Origin of the sequence: Streptomyces calvus (assembly GCF_006782915.1) — a bacterium.
GTDB classification, from domain to species: Bacteria; Actinomycetota; Actinomycetes; order Streptomycetales; family Streptomycetaceae; genus Streptomyces; species Streptomyces calvus.
In genome coordinates this window covers 162,274-178,765 of the sequence record NZ_VCNP01000035.1, presented here as the reverse complement: position 1 = coordinate 178,765, position 16,492 = coordinate 162,274, and the positions used below count along the sequence as shown (strand labels likewise).

At 74.4% G+C, this 16,492-nt stretch carries 15 protein-coding genes; 14 read left to right on the top strand and 1 reads right to left on the bottom strand.

Annotated elements, in window-relative coordinates:
* On the top strand, positions 1-829 hold an 829-nt coding region (locus FGW31_RS16415), incomplete at its 5' end, for an ATP-binding protein (protein ID WP_142194170.1).
* A gap of 39 nt (positions 830-868) precedes the next feature.
* Here FGW31_RS16415 and FGW31_RS36095 read toward each other — a convergent pair.
* The gene (locus FGW31_RS36095) at positions 869-2,440 is read right to left on the bottom strand and encodes an eCIS core domain-containing protein (RefSeq protein WP_373303341.1); all 1,572 of its coding nucleotides are present in this window, start codon (positions 2,438-2,440) and stop codon (positions 869-871) included.
* A gap of 477 nt (positions 2,441-2,917) precedes the next feature.
* Between FGW31_RS36095 and FGW31_RS16405 the strand changes: the two genes are divergently transcribed.
* From FGW31_RS16405 to FGW31_RS35670, 13 genes are all read left to right on the top strand, one after another.
* On the top strand, positions 2,918-4,477 hold the full coding sequence (locus FGW31_RS16405; RefSeq protein ID WP_142194168.1) for a phage tail sheath family protein: 1,560 nt from the start codon (positions 2,918-2,920) through the stop codon (positions 4,475-4,477).
* A gap of 35 nt (positions 4,478-4,512) precedes the next feature.
* Complete coding sequence (locus FGW31_RS16400; protein WP_142194167.1) at positions 4,513-4,953, top strand: phage tail protein; 441 nt, start codon at positions 4,513-4,515, stop codon at positions 4,951-4,953.
* Positions 4,950-5,447 (top strand): zinc-ribbon domain-containing protein, encoded by a 498-nt coding sequence (locus FGW31_RS16395; protein ID WP_142194166.1) that lies wholly within the window; start codon positions 4,950-4,952, stop codon positions 5,445-5,447. The genes FGW31_RS16400 and FGW31_RS16395 overlap by 4 nt, the downstream gene beginning before the upstream one ends.
* Positions 5,444-5,602 (top strand): DUF6760 family protein, encoded by a 159-nt coding sequence (locus FGW31_RS35040; RefSeq protein WP_164540787.1) that lies wholly within the window; start codon positions 5,444-5,446, stop codon positions 5,600-5,602. The genes FGW31_RS16395 and FGW31_RS35040 overlap by 4 nt, the downstream gene beginning before the upstream one ends.
* A gap of 4 nt (positions 5,603-5,606) precedes the next feature.
* The gene (locus FGW31_RS16390; protein ID WP_142194165.1) at positions 5,607-8,612 is read left to right on the top strand and encodes a hypothetical protein; all 3,006 of its coding nucleotides are present in this window, start codon (positions 5,607-5,609) and stop codon (positions 8,610-8,612) included.
* Positions 8,613-8,698: 86 nt separating this feature from the next.
* Positions 8,699-9,124: a phage tail protein gene (locus FGW31_RS16385; RefSeq protein ID WP_142194164.1), complete on the top strand. Its 426-nt coding sequence runs from the start codon at positions 8,699-8,701 to the stop codon at positions 9,122-9,124.
* A gap of 55 nt (positions 9,125-9,179) precedes the next feature.
* Positions 9,180-9,902 (top strand): CIS tube protein, encoded by a 723-nt coding sequence (locus tag FGW31_RS16380; RefSeq protein WP_142194163.1) that lies wholly within the window; start codon positions 9,180-9,182, stop codon positions 9,900-9,902.
* Positions 9,899-11,722 (top strand): VgrG-related protein, encoded by a 1,824-nt coding sequence (locus FGW31_RS16375; protein WP_142194162.1) that lies wholly within the window; start codon positions 9,899-9,901, stop codon positions 11,720-11,722. Before FGW31_RS16380 ends, FGW31_RS16375 begins: the two co-directional genes overlap by 4 nt.
* 181 nt (positions 11,723-11,903) lie before the next feature.
* The gene (locus FGW31_RS16370) at positions 11,904-12,221 is read left to right on the top strand and encodes a PAAR domain-containing protein (RefSeq protein WP_142194161.1); all 318 of its coding nucleotides are present in this window, start codon (positions 11,904-11,906) and stop codon (positions 12,219-12,221) included.
* Positions 12,221-12,643: a GPW/gp25 family protein gene (locus tag FGW31_RS16365; RefSeq protein WP_142194160.1), complete on the top strand. Its 423-nt coding sequence runs from the start codon at positions 12,221-12,223 to the stop codon at positions 12,641-12,643. Before FGW31_RS16370 ends, FGW31_RS16365 begins: the two co-directional genes overlap by 1 nt.
* Positions 12,643-14,616 (top strand): putative baseplate assembly protein, encoded by a 1,974-nt coding sequence (locus FGW31_RS16360; protein ID WP_142194159.1) that lies wholly within the window; start codon positions 12,643-12,645, stop codon positions 14,614-14,616. Before FGW31_RS16365 ends, FGW31_RS16360 begins: the two co-directional genes overlap by 1 nt.
* A gap of 37 nt (positions 14,617-14,653) precedes the next feature.
* Positions 14,654-15,217 carry a phage tail protein gene (locus FGW31_RS16355; RefSeq protein ID WP_142194158.1) on the top strand — a complete coding sequence of 188 codons (564 nt, stop codon included), beginning with the start codon at positions 14,654-14,656 and terminating at the stop codon, positions 15,215-15,217.
* Between the two features lie 550 nt (positions 15,218-15,767).
* Positions 15,768-16,460, top strand: a complete 693-nt coding sequence (locus FGW31_RS35670) for a zinc ribbon domain-containing protein (RefSeq protein ID WP_233452497.1) — start codon at positions 15,768-15,770, stop codon at positions 16,458-16,460.
* Positions 16,461-16,492: the final 32 nt, after the last annotated feature.

Here is a 16,492-nt window from a genome sequence, read left to right as displayed (position 1 = left end):
CCGGCTCGCCCGCCGGATCGAGCCGGCCGTCGGCTGGGACGACCTGGTGCTCCCGCCCACCACCCACCGGCGGCTGCGCGAACTCGCGCTGCGCGCCCGCCACCGCGAGCAGGTGCTCGGGCAGTGGGGGATGCGGCCCGGCGGCGGGCGGGGGCGCGGCGTGATCGCGCTGTTCGCGGGCGAGTCGGGCACCGGCAAGACCATGTCCGCCGAGGTCGTCGCGGCGGACCTGGGCATGGACCTGTACGTGGTGGACCTGTCCACGGTCGTCGACAAGTACGTCGGCGAGACCGAGAAGAACCTGGAGCGGATCTTCACCGAGGCGTCGGCGGTCAACGCCGTGCTGCTCTTCGACGAGGCCGACGCGATCTTCGGCAAGCGCTCGGAGGTGAAGGACGCGCACGACCGGCACGCCAACATCGAGTCGGCGTACCTGCTCCAGCGCATGGAGTCGTTCGACGGGATCGCGGTGCTGACCACCAACCTGCGGGCCAACCTCGACGAGGCGTTCACGCGCCGCCTGGACGTGGTGGCGGACTTCCCGATGCCGGACTCGGGCCGGCGGCTCGCGCTGTGGGAACGGTGCCTGGGCGACCGCCTGCCCCGCGCCGCCGACCTGGACCTCGCCTTCTGCGCGGACCGCTTCGAGCTGGCCGGCGGCTCCATCCGGGCCTGCGCGGTCACCGCGGCCTACCTCGCGGCGGAATCCGGCGAACCGCTCACCATGCGCCAGGTCGTGACGGCGGTCGCCCAGGAGTACCGCAAACTCGGCCGACTGGTCCTGGAGAACGAGTTCGGTCCGTGGCTGGCGGCGGCGGCCGAGGCGTGAGGATGCCGTGCGACGGGTGGGCAGCGCGCCCGTCCGCCGTCATGGCTTGAGCCGGTCGTCGTTGGTCGCGTCACCGACCATGTGCGCGATGAAGACGGCAAGTGGGGTCCACTGCTCCTTGGGCATCGCATGCTTCCCCAGGTCGCGCAGCTCGAAGAGGGAAAGACCTTCTTGGTCGGTACTCATGGCTCCGAGTCCCTCGTCCGCCCGCTCTCCCTTGTGCCGCGGGTACCCGGGCGGCGGCGACATCGTGTCCTTGAGCGGGAGCGAGGAGGCGTCCGGGACGCGCGCCGAGTGCCCGCCCAGGACCGGGTCCAGCCAGGTGCGTCGCGTCATCCTCGGGTCCAGGCCTTCTTCTGGGTCGACCTCCATCTTGTACGGGCTGCCGAACACGGGTTCGTCGACCGGGAAGCCCACGGTGCCCATGGCGGTGTAGACGTCGTCACGGTGGTTCGACAGCCATTCCTTCGCTTCCTCCGACATGCTGCGGTGCATGCTGAAGAAGTCGGTGCGCGGCATCATCGAGAAGAAGTATTTCGGATCCACCAGCTCGCTGCCACGTCCACCGGCGTCGTCCAGAGTCTTCATGATCACTGCGAGGAACCCGGTCACCTCCTGTTTCACGGAAGCCTCCATTGAGGCAAAGCCGTCACCGGCGGCGGCGATCTGCTCGGCCCGATCGTGTGCGACGGGGAGATTGGACAGTCCGTTGGTCACCCGGTTGCTGATCTCCACCCTTTCCTTCCTCCCGGAGTCCCTGGATCGAAGCGTGCGTCCCATCTTCGACGGCGGCGGCTCGTCCGCCTGACGACTCCGGTCGCGGAGTGTTTTCACCAGCGTGCCGATGTGCTCCATTTTGATTCCCAGGGTGGCCTGCGGTTTGGCCTTGCCCTGGCTACCCGTGGTGATCTCGTAGGGGCCCTCGCGGTGATTCTTGGAGGACGTCAGCTTGGTGTGGAACTCGACGATTTCACCCAGGGCTTTCTCCACCGTCGCGATGTCGGACAGCGGTTTGGTGACGAATTCGACGTTGCCGTTGTCGGCGGACACGTAGGAGTCACCCAAAGGAATGAGTGCCTCCTTCGTGTCCTTCTTCAGGTGCTTGCTCGACTCGTCCTCGTCGTACTCGTAGAACCTCCATCCGTCGGTCACTTCGAATTCGAAGCCGACGGCCCGCTGGACCTGGGCGGTGTCGGGCGATGCCACCGGTCCTGCGCCGGGAGCCGTGGCTCCGGTGTCGACGGCGCGAGCCACCGGTACGGGCCCGGACAGCACCCGGCGGGCGTTCGCCTCCGCCTCGTGCTCGAACCGGTCCGACGGGTCGGAGATCGACAGCCCCGACCCGTTGTCCGTGCCCAGGACGGGCCCTCGGCGCTGCTGGATGACATGGGTGAGTTCGTGGGCGAGGGTGTGCTTGTCGCCTCCGCCGTCGCCGATGACGATGTGGCTGCCCGAGGTGTAGGCGCGGGCGCCGATCCCGGCGGCGGACCTCCTCGCGGTCGCGCCGGTGTGCAGTCGGACGTCGGAGAAGTCGGCGCCGAGCCTGGCCTCCATCTCCTGGCGCACCGGCTCGGCCAGCGGTTTCCCGGCCGAGCGCAGCACCTCGTGCACCCCGGGGTCCGGCTGCTCCGGGGCGGGCGTGGCGCGGGTGCGGCGGGCGATCATGCCGGTCACCGCGGCGTTGCCCGCACCGCGCTGCGCCGCCCGGAGCGCGTCGGCGGTGAGCGGGGGCGGTACGGCGGCGGAGCCCGGGGCCGTCTTCCGGCCGGCCGCGGGGCCGTGTGCCGCTGTCCGCTCGTTGTCGTCCTGCCCGGCGCGCGACCTGGACGTCCGCATCCGCTGCCTCCTCGTCGACGCACACCCCTGGCGCGGCCTCCAGTGGAAGACGCGGGCGTACGGGGCGTCCAGGTCCGTACGGGCAGAGCGGGGGCAACGTCGGGTGGCCTGCGGGCGGTCGGCGCGGACAGGGAAAGGCAGCGTTCCTGCCCCCGGCCCTGTCCGCCCGTCCCTGTCGTCGCGGCGCAGCCGCCCCGCAGACTCGGCCTGGACACAGGTGACCCACCCGTACCAGGACGTTAAGGAGCGAGCATGCCGACGTACCTCACCCCGGGCGTGTACGTGGAGGAGGTGCAGTCCGGTGCCCGACCGATCGAAGGGGTCGGCACCGCCGTCGCCGCGTTCGTCGGTTTCGCGGAGACCGGCCCGTTCCACACGCCGACGCTGGTGACCAGCTGGGACCAGTACACCCAGCTGTTCGGTGGCTTCACCGAGGGCACCTATCTGCCCCTGGCGGTCTACGGGTACTTCGCCAACGGCGGCGGCGCCGCCTACATCGTGCGGATCGGCGGTTCCGCCGACGACGCCTCCGCCCCGGCGGCGGGTGCCGGCCGGCGGCGCGGGGCCAGGGCGGCGCAGCCGGTGGAGCTGGGCGGCTTCCTGGTCGCGGCCCGGCCGGGCGTCTCCGGCGTGTCGGTGGAGATCGCCGACGCGGACGGCGAGAACCCGCCGGAGGACCGCTTCAAGGTGGTGGTCCGCCAGGGCGACCAGGTGGCGGAGACGTACGAGGTCTCCACCCGCAAGAACGTCAAGGGGTACCTGGTCGGCCAGGCCCGTGCCTCCAAGCTGATCGAGGTCACCGAGCAGCAGGGCGCCGCGCAGAGCAGGCCCGCCAACCAGACGGTGACGCTGGCCGACGCGCCGGCCGCGCCCGCCGCTCCCGGCTCCGGCGAGGTGGCCCGCCTCGACCCGTCCGAGTACGTCGGTGACGCCGGGGCGCGTACCGGGTTCGGCGGTCTGGAGACCATCGACGAGATCACCATGGTCGCGGTGCCGGACCTGATGAGCGCCTACCAGCGCGGCGACATCGACGCCGAGGGCGTGCGCACCGTGCAGCTGGCGGTGATCTCGCACTGCGAGCAGATGGGCGACCGCGTGGCCGTCCTGGACACCCCGCCCGGCCTGACCGCCCAGCAGGCGCGTACCTGGCGCAACGACGAGGCGGGCTACGACTCGCGGTACGCCGCCCTGTACTACCCGTGGGTGCGGGTCTTCGACCCGGCCGCCGGACGCAACACGACCGTCCCGCCGAGCGGCCACATCGCCGGTGTGTGGGCGCGCAGCGACGCCGAGCGCGGTGTGCACAAGGCGCCCGCCAACGAGGTGATCCGCGGTGCGGTGGACCTGGAGATCCGGCTCAGCAAGGGCGAGCAGGACCTGCTGAACCCGATCGGTGTGAACTGCGTACGGGCTTTCCCCGGCCGGGGCATCCGGGTGTGGGGCGCCCGCACCCTCTCCTCCGACCCGGCCTGGCGCTACCTGAACGTGCGCCGCCTGTTCAACTACCTGGAGGAGTCGATCCTCCTGGGCACCCAGTGGGTGGTCTTCGAGCCGAACGACGACCGGCTCTGGTCGAGCATCCGGCGCAACGTCACGGCGTTCCTCACCGAGGAGTGGCGCCGGGGCGCGCTGTTCGGCCGCACCGCCGAGGAGGCGTTCTACGTGAAGTGCGACCGCGACAACAATCCGCAGGAGTCCATCGACCAGGGCCGGGTCGTCTGCGAGATCGGTGTCTCGCCGGTCAAGCCCGCGGAGTTCGTGGTGTTCCGGCTGGCCCAGTTCTCCGACAGCACCAGCCTCATCGACGAGTGACCCGCGGGGTCGGCAAGGAAAGGTGACGGACAGTCATGGCAACGGGCGATGCTCTTTCCACCCATATCTTCGGCGTGCAGCTCGGCGGCTACCTGGTCGAATCGATCCAGGAGATCAGCGGGCTGACCGTCGAGGAGGACGTCGTCGAGGTCAAGCAGGTCACCGCCGAGGGCAAGCGGATCATCCGCAAGCAGCCCGGCGGCCGGCAGGCGGGCGAGATCACGATCACCCGGGGACTCGACCAGAGCAGCGAGTTCACCAACTGGATCAAGGAGACGCTGAACAACGGCGCCGTGAACACCGCGCGCCAGAACCTCACCATCGAGATCAAGGACACCGAGGGCAACACGGTGCGCCGCATCCAGCTGATGCAGGGCTGGGCCTCCAAGTGGGAGGGGCCGTCGCTGCAGGCGGGCGAGTCGTCCGCGGCCACCGAGACCGTCACCATCGTGTTCGAGGAGATCGTCGTCGAATGAGGCGCCGAACGGTGACGGCGGGCAACCTGGACGAGATCCTCCAGGCGACGGCGCCCGCCCCGGTGGCCGAGCAGCCGGCACCACCCCGTGCCGCCGCCGCGCCGCCGGCACGGGAGGACCACGGGCTGCGCACGGAGTTCGAGTTCGAGCTGCCGCGCGGGTACGTCGACGAGGCGGGCACGGTGCACCGGCACGGCGCGATGCGCCTGGCCACGGCCCGGGACGAGCTGCGGCCCCAGATCGACCTCAGGGTGAAGGAGAACCCGGCGTACCTGAGCGTGGTGCTGCTGAGCCAGGTGATCACCCGGATCGGCTCCATCACCGACGTGCACGCCGGGATCGTCGAGCGGATGTACGCCACCGACGTCGCGTTCCTCCAGGACTTCTACCGCCGCGTCAACAGCGAGGGCCACACCCGGGCGGCGGTGACCTGCCCGCACTGCGAGGGCGGCTTCGAGGTCGACCTCTCGGGTGGGCGCCTGGGGGAATCGTGACGTACGCGCTTCCCCGGCTCCGGGAGGAGATCGCGTACGTCGCCTACCACTTCCACTGGCCGCGCGAGGAGATCCTCGACCTGACCCACGACGAACGCCGGCAGTGGGTGGCCGAGATCGCCCGCATCAACACCCGTGTGAACGAAGGTGGCTGAGCGCATGGCATGGCGGGACAGACTGCGCCGCCGGGCCGCCCGGCACCGGGACACGCCCGGTGCCGGCGGGCCGGGCGGAGGCGACGGCCCGTCCGGCGGCGGCCCCGGCCCGAGCGCGCCCGACGCTGCGGTTCCTTCCGTGCCCGCCGACTGGGACGGCGGCTGGCGCCGTGCCCCGGCGCCGGTGCTCACCGTCTCCCGGGCCCCGCTCGGCGTCAGCGACGGCCTCGCCTTCCGGGCGGGGCTCGCCGCCTGGCAGGACCCGTCGTTCGACGCCGGCCTCGGCCACGCCCTGCTGCCCACGGCCCCGACCGGCCTGGTGCGCGGCGTCACCCGCCCGGCCACCCCGCGGGCCGGCCGCAGCAGCGGGGGACCGCTGCTGCTCCGGTCACTGCGGCCGACGGGAGCGGACGGGGCGCAGGAGGCGGACGGGGCACAGGGCGGTGCGCCGCGCGCCGGTGCGGCGTCGTCCGGTACGCGGTCGTCCGGTAGGGCGTCGTCCGGTGCCGTGCCGTCCGGTTCGGAGCCCGTGGTGGCGCGTCCCGGTGGGGACGGTGCTGCGGGGCGGGGACGTTCGGGCGACGTCCCGCGGAGCCGTGGCCTCACGTCCGCGGAATCTCCCGCCGTACTGTCCGCCTCTCCCTCTCCCTCTACCTCTTCCTCACCGTCCGTCGCCCAGCGTGCGGTGGAGCCCGGCACCGGCCGCCCGCCTGCCGTACCGGAGATCCCGCTGGTGCGGCGAGTGGCGGTGGTCCCTGGCACGGCCGCGGACCGGACCGCGGTCGGCGGGCCCACCGCAGGCACGCGGTCGGGCCCGCTCGAACCGGCCTCCGGACGCGCCTCCCGGCCCCCGTCCGGTACCGGGAGGCGTACGCCTTCCGGCCCGGACACCCGGCGCACCGCGGCCGGCACGACCGGGCCTCGGCCCTCCCGGGACGGCGGGCCGCCGGAGGCGTCCCGGGCCTCCGGCGCCGACGTGTCCCCACCGTCCGCCCGGCTCCGCCCGGCAGGGCCGTCCCTGACCGTCGCCCGCCGCCCGGCCGGACCGGTGCGCCGCGTCCCCGCCCTGCGCCCCACCACCGTCCAGAACCCCGCCGGCCCCTCCTCGACACCCGCACCGACCGCACCGACCGCGGGCTCGACCACCGCCGCGCAAGCCTCGACCACCGCCGTGCAGCGCTCGGCAACCTCCGCGCCGGGCCCGGCCACCCGCGCGCCGCTCGGCGCCCCGCTGACTGAACTCCCGGCCTCCGCAACGCCGTTGACCACCGACGCCCCCGCCCAGCGGTCCACACCGCCCGGCGCCGCGTCCGGCCCGATGCTCCCCGTCGTCCAGCGCCGTGCGGACGGCGCACCCGGCACCGCGGGCTCGTACGACGGCGGGACGCACGGGACGGGCCACGGCAGCCCGGACGGCCCCGCCGCACCGCCCGGCACTCCGCGCCGGACCTCCGCCCGCACCGGCGCACGCGCGCGCGGCGGCCTGGGCGCGCCGCTGCCCGCGCTGCCGCCGAGCGCCGACCTGCAAGGCCCCGCAGCCTCGGGCCCCAACGCCCGGCGGGCTCCCGCACGACGGGACCGGCCGGCCGACGCCGGTCCCGTACGACAGGACCGCGGAGCCCACACCGTTCCCGTGCCGCCCGCGACGGAGCGCGGGCGCACGTCCGCCGAGGCCGCGTCCCGTGCGGCGGGCGGGAGCGGTGCGGACGCACCGCTGCTGGGGACGGCGGACGTGCAGCGCCGCCCCGCAATCGGCTCGTCCGACGCGAGCACCTCGCAGCAGCCCGGCCCCGCGCCCCACGAGAACGGGCCCGCGACGCCCTTGGTGACGCCGTCCCCGGCCACCGCGCCGCAGGGCCCGGTACCGGCCGCCGCCGCAGGCCATGAGGGCGCACGACGGACCGGCACGCTGTCCGGCGGCGGACCGGGCTCACAAGGGCAGCGGCACCGGTCCCCCGCCGCCACCATGGGCCCGCTCGTCGTCGCCCGGCGCGTCACCGAAGACACGTCAGGCACGTCAGGCACGTCAGGCACGTCGGGTCCGTCGGGTCCGTCAAGCGTCTCGGGCGCCCGGCCCTTCGGCCCGGCCGGCCCGGACCCGCTCACGGTCGCCCGCTCGGGGGCGCACTCCGCTTCGACGGCACCGCGCACCCTCTCCCTGCTCGCCGCGCGCCCGCTCGCCCTCAGCACCCGGCCCCCGGAAGGCGCGGCACCGCCTGCCGTGCGCGCCACCGGCCGTCCGGTGGTCGCGGCGCGCTGGCCCGCCCACCCGGTCGCCACCCGCACCGACCCGCCCCACCCCACGACCACCCGCCCCGACGCACCGGCCACCCCACGGAACCGGAACGACCCCGCGCCGCCCACCCGCCGCCCCGCGCGACCGGAACCGGCCCGGCCCGCGGCCGCCCCGGCGACGCCGTGGATCCAGCGGGCCACGGCCGACCACCCCGGACCGCAGGACCCGGGCGTACGAACCACCGGCCCCGCCGCCTCCGTTCAGCGTGTCCCGGTCGTCCGGCCCGCACCGCCCCACCCGGGAACATCCGGGCCCGGGGCCGCCCCGTCCGCCGCCGTACCGGCACGGCCGCTGCCGGTGACCGCCCCGCAGGCACCGCCGCTCGCGGACCGCCCGCCGGTCGCGCCGGCACCGGTCACGGCGGGTGCCGTCCCCGTGGTCCGACGCCGGAGCGCCGCGCTCGGCGGTGCGACCGGCCGGGAGGCGCCACCGGTGCAGCGCACCGGCGGCGGCGACCGCGTACCACCGGGCGTGCCCGCCAAGGCCGTACCGGCGCGCGCCCGCCCGCAGTCGACGCCCGGGTTCGCGTCCGCGTCGGCCACGGCGTCGGCGTCCGGCAGGAGCGCGGACCGGCGCGGCGAGCCGGCACCGGATCCCGGCCCCGACCTGGACGACCTGGCGCGCCGCCTGCTCGACCCGGTGTCCCGGCTGCTCCGCGCCGAACTGCGGCGCGGCCGGGACCGCACGGGCCGCCCCCACGACGGACGCCGCTGAGGCCATCGACGAAGGCCCGGCCGAGGCCACGGACGAGGCCGCTGGGACCACGGAACGAATGAGGTCAGGAAACGGGTGACGGACCAATGACGGACAGCATCTTCGCGACGAGCGTGTTCTTCCGGCTCGCGATCGGCGGCAACGACCTGGGCGCCTTCCACACCTGTTCCGGCATGGGTGCCGAGGTCGAGATGGAGAGCTACGCCGAGGGCGGCAACAACGGCTTCACCTGGCAGCTGCCCGGGCGCGTGACCTGGTCGAACATCACGCTCACCCGGCCCGTCACCGCCGACACGGCGAAGATCGGCCGCTGGCTCGACGAGACGCTGAAGCGGGTGGAGCCCAAGGACGGCGAGATCGTGGCGCTGAAACCGGACCTGACCCGGATCATCAGCTGGCAGGTGTTCGGGATCGTCCCGGTGCGCTGGCAGGGGCCGTCGTTCGACCCCGCCGGCGCGGAACCGGCGGTGGAGACCCTGGAGATCGCCCACGAGGGCCTGCGCCCGTCCTGACCCGCCCGCCCCAGCCGCCCCGCCACGCGTCCCCGTTCGCAAAGGAGGTCCCGGTATGTCCCCAGCGGTCCGCTCCAGCCGGGCCAGGGCCCAGCTGACCCTGAAGGAACCCCCGGCTTCGGTCGGCGCGAAGCCCGGCGGGACGCTCGCGCGGCTCGACCTGCAGTTCAACCCGTCCACCCTGGAACTGCGCAAGACCACCGAGTGGCGGCGTTCCCCCTCCCGGATGGCGGAGCAGTCGGCGCTGCCCGAGTTCGTTGGCAGCGGCCCGCGCGAGCTGAGCCTGGAGGTGTTCCTGGACGCCACCGCCACCCACGACAACTCCGTGGAACAGGCCGTGGAGAAGCTGATGAAGGCCTGTGTGCCCACCCAGGCCAGCCTGGGCCGCAAGAAGCCGGCCAGCCCCTGGGTGCGGTTCGAGTGGGGCACCGCGCGGACGACCTCGTTCGACGGGGTGCTCTCCAGCCTGTCGGTGACGTACACGCTGTTCGACGTGGACGGCAAGCCGCTGCGGGCCACCTGCGCGCTGTCCATCGAGGAGGCCAGCGTCGACCCGCCGGGCCAGAACCCGACGTCCGGCGCGCGCACCGCCCGCAGCACGCACACCGTGGTGGCGGGCGACAGCCTGGCCCTGCTGGCCTGGCGGGAGTACGGCGACGCGACGGCCTGGCGGGTCATCGCGGAGGCGAACGCGGTCGACGACCCGATGGCGCTCGCGCCCGGCACCGAACTGGTGGTGCCGGGACTGCGGGACGCGGGCGGTGAGGAGGAGCGGTGACCACATCCGAGGGGCGGGGCGGCCGGTCGTTCGCCGCGGACCCCGTCATCGAGGCGCCCGCCGAGCTTCCGCCGGTCTGGGCCGCCCAGCTGGTGAGCTGCGTGGTGGACGAGAACGTGGGCCTGCCCGACGCGGCGGTGCTCACCTTCCGCGACCCCGACCACGAGTTCCTGACGGCGACCGGCATCACCATCGGCACCCCGCTCAGGGTGTCGGTGGTGACCGTGTCCGGGCAGGCCCGCGAGCGGCTCTTCGACGGCGAGGTGACGGCCCTGGAGGTGGACCGGGACCGCACGGGCTCCTTCACGGTGGTGCGCGCCTACTCCAAGGCGCACCGCCTCCAGCGGGGCCGGAAGGTGGTGGCGTACCGGAACATGACGGCGGCGGCGATCGTCCGCAAGGTCGCCGCCGGCGCCGGGCTGACCTGCGGGACCGTGGAGGCCGCGCCGGTCACCTACAAGCAGCTCTCGCAGGCGAACGTGTCCGACTGGGACTTCCTGCAGTACCTGGCGGCCCAGAGCGGTGCGCAGGTGCGCGTCGACGACAAGGGGCTGCTGCAGTTCACCCGGCCGAAGAAGGCGTCCGGGGCGCCCGCGCCGTCGACCCCTGCCACCCGGAACCCGATGGTGCTGGAGTACGGGCGGAACCTGCTGGCGCTGCGCGCCGCGCTGTCGGCCGCGGCCGGCGCGTCGCAGGTGGAGGTGCGCGGCTGGGACGTCACCACGAAGCGGCCGCTGGTGGCCCGGCAGCCGTCCGTGGACAGCGACACGGTGGTGCCGGGCCTGAGCCCGGCGTTCGCCGCCCGGTTCGGCAGCTCGGCGAAGCTGACCGTCACGGACACCCCGTACCGCACCCAGGCGGAGACGACGGCGGTCGCGGACGCGGCGGCGGCCCAGGTGAGCGCGGCCTTCGGAGAGCTGGAAGCGGTGGCGGAGGGCAACCCCCGGCTGCGGGCGGGCAAACCGGTGGCGCTCGGCAACGTCGGGCGGGCGTTCTCCGGCAAGTACACGGCGACGGCCGTGCAGCACGTCCTGGAGCCGCACCGCGGGTACCGGACGACGGTGTGGGTGAGCGCCGACCCGGACCGCTCCCTGACGGGCCTGGTGACCGGCGCCGACGCGCCGGGCCGCGGGCCGCGCATGCCGGGCCTGGCGATCGGCGTGGTGACGGACGTCCGCGAGCCGGGCGGCGCCGAGAGCGGCGCGGTGAAGCTGAGGTTCCCCTGGCTGGACGACACGTACACCACCGACTGGGTGCGCACCGTGCAGTGGGGCGGCAAGGGCGGCGGAGGCGTGGTGAGCCCCGAGGTCAACGACGAGGTCCTGGTCGGCTTCGAACAGGGCCTGCTGGACAGCCCGTACGTCATCGGAGGGCTCTACAACGGCGTCGACAAGCCGTCGCCGCACGACGTCCCGCTGATCGACGGCACGACCGGCCGGGTCAACCGCCGTTCCGTCGTGTCCCGTTCGGGACACCGGGTGGAGCTGCTGGACGCGAGGGCGCCGGGCCCGTCCGGTGTCAGGCTCACCACCGGCGACGAACGCCTCGAAGTGTTCCTCGACGACCGGCGGGACCGCATCGAACTGACGGTGTACGCCAAGGGCCGGAGCCCGCTCACCTCGGTCACGCTCGACGGACAGGGCATCACCCTGGACGCGGGACGCGGCGACGTGAGCGTGTCCGGCCGGAACGTGGACATCCAGGGCCAGGTCGGCGTGAAGGTCGGCGGCCGTTCGGTGAGCGTCACCGGCAGCACGGACGTCACCGTCGACGGCGGCCTGCTGGGCGTCCTGAAGGCCAGGCTCGTCCGGATCAACTGACCGCAGCCCAGCCGGATCGACCGACCCGCCTCATCCGACCCGCCTCATCCGACGACCCGCCTCATCCGACGACCCGCCACCTCCGACCCGCCTCATCCGACGACCCGCCTCATCCGACCCGCCTCATCCGACGACCCGCCTCATCCGATCGACCGAACCCGACTCTTCCGAGGAGCAACGCATGCCGGCCGCAGCCCGTACCGGTGACCCCACCGACCACGGCGGTGTGATCGCCACCCCGCCGCCCGGCGCCGCCGCGGCCGTGGCCCGCGTGCTCATCGGCGGCCGCCCCGCCGCCGTCACGGGCAGCCAGCACGCCTGCGCGATGCCGCCGCACGCCGCCACCGGCCCGGCCAACGTGATCCTGCCCAACCCGGCCGCGGCGGTCACCGGGGCCGTCCTGATCGGCGGACTGCCGGCCGCGCGGGCCCGCGACCGGACCGCGTGCGGCGCGACGATCCTGACGGGCGCCCCGAACGTCCTGATCGGGGGCCTGTGATGAGCGAGCGGTTCATCGGGCGCGGCTGGGCGTTCCCGCTGCGGGTCGGGCCGACCGGCGGAATCGCCATGGTCGAACGGGAGCGGGAGATCGAGGAGGCGATCCGCCTGGTGCTCGGCACCGCGCCCGGCGAACGCCCCATGCGGCCCGAGTTCGGCTGCGGCATCCACGACTACGTCTTCGCCCCCGGCGACGGTGCCACCGCCGGACGCATCGCACAGCAGGTGCGCGAGGCCCTCGAACGGTGGGAGCCGCGCGTCGCCGTGGACGACGTGGTCGTCGCCTTCGACGCCGTCGAGGACGGCACCCTCTACATCGACGTGCACTACACCGTGCGCTCCACCAACGACCGGCGCAACCTGGTCTTCCCCTTCTACACGATCCCCTCCGAACCGGGCGCCGACGACGGAGGCGCGGACTGATGGCCCTGCCCTCCCCGAACCTGGACGACCGGCGGTTCCAGCAACTCGTCGACGAGGCGAAGCGGTACGTGCAGCAGCGCGCACCGGAGTGGACCGACCACAACGTCTCCGACCCGGGCGTCACCCTCATCGAGACGTTCGCGTACCTCGTGGACCAGCTGCTGTACCGGCTGAACCGGGTCCCGGACAAGAACTACACCGCGTTCCTCGACCTGCTGGGCATCCGTCTCTTCCCGCCGGCCGCGGCCGGCGCCGAGGTCGACTTCTGGCTGTCGGCACCGCAGCCCGACACGGTGGCGCTGCCCGCGGGCACGGAGGTGACCACCGCGGGCGGTGAGACCGACGAGACCGTGGTGTTCGCGACCACCCGCCAACTGGACATTCTTCCCTCCGAGTTGACGCGTCTGGTGACCGCGTACCGCACCGGTGAGCAGACCGACCGGACCGGGACGCTCGCCGAGGGCCGCGACATCCCGTGCTTCCAGGCGGCGCCGGAGCCGGGTGACGCGCTGCTGTTCGGCCTGCCGACGGCGGTGCCCGGCTGCATCGTCGCCGTGCGCCTGGACAGCCGGGTGGAAGGCGTCGGCGTGGACCCGCGCCAGCCGCCGCTCGTCTGGGAGGCGTGGGACGGCGGCGGTTGGCGGGTGTGCGAGACCGGCGAGGACACCACCGGCGGGCTGAACCGTCCCGGCGAGGTCGTCGTGTACGTACCGGCCGGGCACACGGCGTCGGTGATCGGCGGGACGCGCGCCGGCTGGCTGCGCTGCCGCGTCACCGAGGCGGAGCCGGGCCAGCCGTTCTACTCGGAGTCGCCGACGGTGCGCGAGGCGGCGGTGTTCACCGTGGGCGGCACCATGTCCGTGGAGCACGCCGAGACCGTGACCGACGTACCGCTCGGCACCTCCGAGGGCGTCGCGGGACAGACGTTCCGGCTCGGCCGCCCGCCCGTCCTCCTCGACGGCGAGCCGCCCGTGGTGGAGGTGTCCTCCGCCGACGGCTGGCAACGCTGGGAGGTGGTCGAGCACTTCGGCCGCTCCGGCCCCGACGACCGGCACGTCCGCGTGGACGCCACCACCGGCGAGTTCGCCTTCCCGCCGGTGCTGCGCGAACCGGACGGCACCCTGCGGCAGTGCGGTGCCGTCCCGGCCAAGGGCGCACAGGTGCGGGTGGCCCGCTACCGCACCGGCGGCGGCCCGGCCGGCAACGTCGCCCGCGGCGCGATCTCCGTGCTGCGCAGCTCCGTCCCGTACGTCGCCCGCGTCACCAACCGGGAGGCGGCGCGCGGGGGTGTCGCCGGGGAGACCGTCGAGAACGCCAAGCTGCGGGCCCCGCAGGCGCTGCGGATGCAGGAACGCGCGGTGACCGCCGAGGACTACGAGATCATCAGCCGCCGGGCGGCGCCCTCGGTGCGCCGGGTCCGCTGCCTGCCCGCCGCGGACGGCGCGGGCGCGGTACGGGTCCTGGTGGTGCCGGACGCGGTGGCCGACGAGGGCGACGACCGGCTCCGCTTCGAGCAGCTGATCCCCTCGGACCAGGTCCTCGAAGCGATCACCGCGAGCCTCGACGAGCGGCGCCTGATCGGCACCCGTGTGGTGGTGGAGCCGCCGGTCTACCAGGGCGTCACCGTGGTCGCCCGGCTGCTGGCGGCGCCGGGCGACACCGACGCGGTGCGCGAGGCGGCGCTCGACGCGCTGTTCCGGCACCTCAACCCGCTGCACGGCGGCCCGGACGGCCGCGGCTGGCCGTTCGGGCGGCCGGTGCAGTACGGGGAGGTGTTCGGGGTGCTGCAACGCGCCGGCGGCAACGCGCTCGTGGAGGAGATCCGCCTCTTCCCCGCCGACCCGATCACCGGCCGGCGCGGCGCGCCGACCGACCGCATCGACGTGGCGCCGGGCGCGCTGGTCTTCTCCTACCAGCACCAGGTGGTCGTCACGGCGACCGAGCCGGGAACCGGGGGAGAGGTACGGGGATGAGCGTCGCCGACACCGCCGTGGAAGCGGAGGCACGACGATGAGCCGCGCCGCCGTGCCCGGCCTGCCGAGCAGGCACCCGATCGGCGAGCAACTGCCCGCCGTGTACGCCGACGACGACTTCGCGCAGCGGTTCACCGCCGGCCTCGACACCGTCCTCGCTCCCGTCTTCGCGACCCTGGACAACCTGGCCGCCTACCTCGACCCGCGGGTGACCCCGGCCGACTTCCTGGCCTGGCTGGCATCGTGGGTGGGCGCCGCCGACGACCCGCGGCGGCCGGTGGAACTGCGCCGCGAGGCCGTCGTCCGCGCGGTGGAGCTGCACCGGTGGCGCGGCACCGGCCGCGGCCTGGTCGAGGGCCTGCGGCTGGCGCTCGGCGTGCACGCGGAGGTGACCGGGGACGGCGGCGCGGTGTGGTCGAGCACCCCCGGCGCCGACCTGCCACCACCGTCCAGCACCGGGCCCGTGGTCCGCGTGTGGCCCGGCCGCGAGGCACGGGTCGACCCGGACAGGGTCCACGCGATCGTCCGCGCCATGTGCCCGGTGCACACCGTCTGCCGGGTGGAGATCCTGCCCGGCCCGCCCGCCGACGAAGGGAGGTGACGCCGTGCGCGCGTGTCCCTCGTGCGGGGCGTCCAACGACCCCACAGACGACTTCTGCGGCAACTGCGGCGCGTACCTCGGCTGGTCGGACTCGAGCCCCGCCCCGAGCACGCCCCCGCAGCCCTCCACGCCCACCCCGGCGGACGAGTCGACGCCCGCCGCACCTCCCGAGGCCGGTGAGGCAGGCGCCGCGCCCGCCGACGGCTCACCCTCCGGCGACCCCGAGAAACCCGCCACCGGCCGCCCCGACCCCACGAGCGCCCCGCCCCGGGCCACCCCGGCCGCCACCCGCACCGACCGCCCCGCACCCGGCTCCGCTGCCCCCGGCCCCGCAACACCTCCCCCCACCCGGCCCCCACACCCCACCGGCCCCGATCCCGCCGCCGCATCCGGAACGAGCGCACGACCCCCCGGGCCCCCGCCGGCACCCTCGGCCCGCACCCCCGCCGCCCCGACACCGGACCCGGTGCTGCCCGTACGCCCCGCGAAGCCGGTGGCCCCGCGTCCCGTCGTACGACCGGCAGCGGCGGTGCCGGACGAAGGGGCGGGCGTGCCGTGTCCCGCCTGCGGCGCGCTCAACGCGCCGGGCCGCCGCTTCTGCCGGCGCTGCGCGACCGCGCTGAACCTCGCCCCGAAGGCCGCTCCGCTGCCGTGGTGGCGGACCGTGTGGCCGCTGCGCCGCCGGGTGCGGGCCGGATCGGGCCGCGCGGTGCGCCTCCTGGTGATCCTGGCCGTGCTGGCGGCGCTGTGCGTCGGCGGCGTCTGGCTGCTGCCCGCCGGACGCGCCCTGGTCGAGGACACCCGGGACAAGTTGAGCAAGCCGAAGCCCGTGACGCCCGTGTCCGTCGAAGCGAGCGCCGAGATCCCCCGGCACCCGGCGACGAACACCACGGACGGCCTGAGCAACCGCTACTGGGGCGCGCCGGCGGCGGGCGCCTCGGTGACCTACACCTTCCGCAAACCGTTCCGGCTGATCGACCTGAGCATCATCAACGGCGTGTCCAAGTCGCCGGACCAGTACGACCGTCAGGCCCGCGCGCTCCAACTGGACATGGAGGTGACGACGCAGGACGGAGAACGCCACCACAAGGAACTCACCCTCGCCGACAAGGCGGGCCCGCAGACGTTCCCCACCGGCATCAGCGACGTGACGTCGATACGCCTGGTCCTCCGCTCACCCGTCGGCCTGTCCGACGGCCGCCACCTGGCCCTGGCGGAGGTGGAGTTCTTCCAACGCGGCTGACCGGCAACCGTCTCCCACACCACCGTCCCCAC